The 1,090-nt window shown below is 32.5% G+C and carries 1 protein-coding gene; it reads right to left on the bottom strand.

The annotated features are described in order from the left end of the window. Positions 1-411: hypothetical protein (locus CM19_RS10180; protein ID WP_048100343.1), on the bottom strand; the 411-nt coding region annotated here is incomplete at its 3' end. Between the last annotated feature and the right edge of the window lie 679 nt (positions 412-1,090).

The raw sequence follows: 1,090 nt of genomic DNA, 5'->3' as shown, positions 1-1,090 counted from the left end.
ATATACTGTTTTTGCTGAGTTAAGAAAACCTGCCCAAATTAACTGGGTTTGATTTCCCTCTGTTAAGTAGATTCTAATAAGTTGTGGAGACGACTCTACCTTAAAGAACATCCCATCTATTATGGATATACTATAGTTAAGCTGAACTTGTTTCGTCCCTGACTGTGAAAAGGTATACATTGATGAATCAGTTAGGCTTCTTATCTCATTTCCATGAACGTTAGACGAGTTGAAGACTGTTGAAACTACACTGTATGTTATCAGGTTCCCTGTTGTCCCTTTAATTGATATTAGATTTGAATCATATCTAGAAAAGTAAATGGTATAATTTGAATAAGGAGATGCGGTAACAACTAAAAAGGATGGAAGTATTAGTGCCAAAATTAGAAGAATGTATAGGATCTTTCTCATTAATTATTAAAAAACTAATAAGCTTTAAAGCTTAGATGATTTAAATAAAGAGTATAGTAATAAGGAAAGATGTGGTTTATTTAGATGTTTATATAAAGTTATATAATTATTCGCTTTTTAAATGTTCTTGTTCTGTACACAGACAAATTTGATTTTTAAGTTTACCTTTCTTAAGAGAAGGGAATTCTTGGTACATATCTTTAAACTAAGATATGATTTTGCCACAGGATCACATCAACACGGAATCACAACAAAATGTCTCCATAACATGAAATTCATGAATCCTCCAAGCAATATAGAGTGCTTTATGGACGGAATATAAAGTTCTTTACTTAATAGTAGTTAGAAGAGTGGAAGACCCAAGATGAGGATAGATAGACTCCTTCTGAAAGACATAAACCTTTTTCCGGATAATAATTAGTGCCCACTGTAATCTTCCAATTTAGATCTTTCGTAACCGAACAAACATTAAGGGTGTCAAAAGCCCGTTGAAGTTAACAAATGAGATATACAATACACTACAGTGAGCATAATCTACTTCTATGAAAGACGGGAAAAGACTAAACAAAACAGGGTTAAGATAATTTAGCTCTCGACCTGAGAAAATCGGATAAAGAATACTAAAAACTTCATTCCCAGGTAGTATAAACTAATGCTGACCACTATTATGAGGCATTGA

This window comes from Candidatus Acidianus copahuensis (assembly GCF_000632495.1).
Lineage (GTDB): Archaea > Thermoproteota > Thermoprotei_A > Sulfolobales > Sulfolobaceae > Acidianus > Acidianus copahuensis.
The sequence above is the reverse complement of the archived record's forward strand: the minus strand, read 5'-3'. Positions and strand labels throughout refer to the sequence as shown.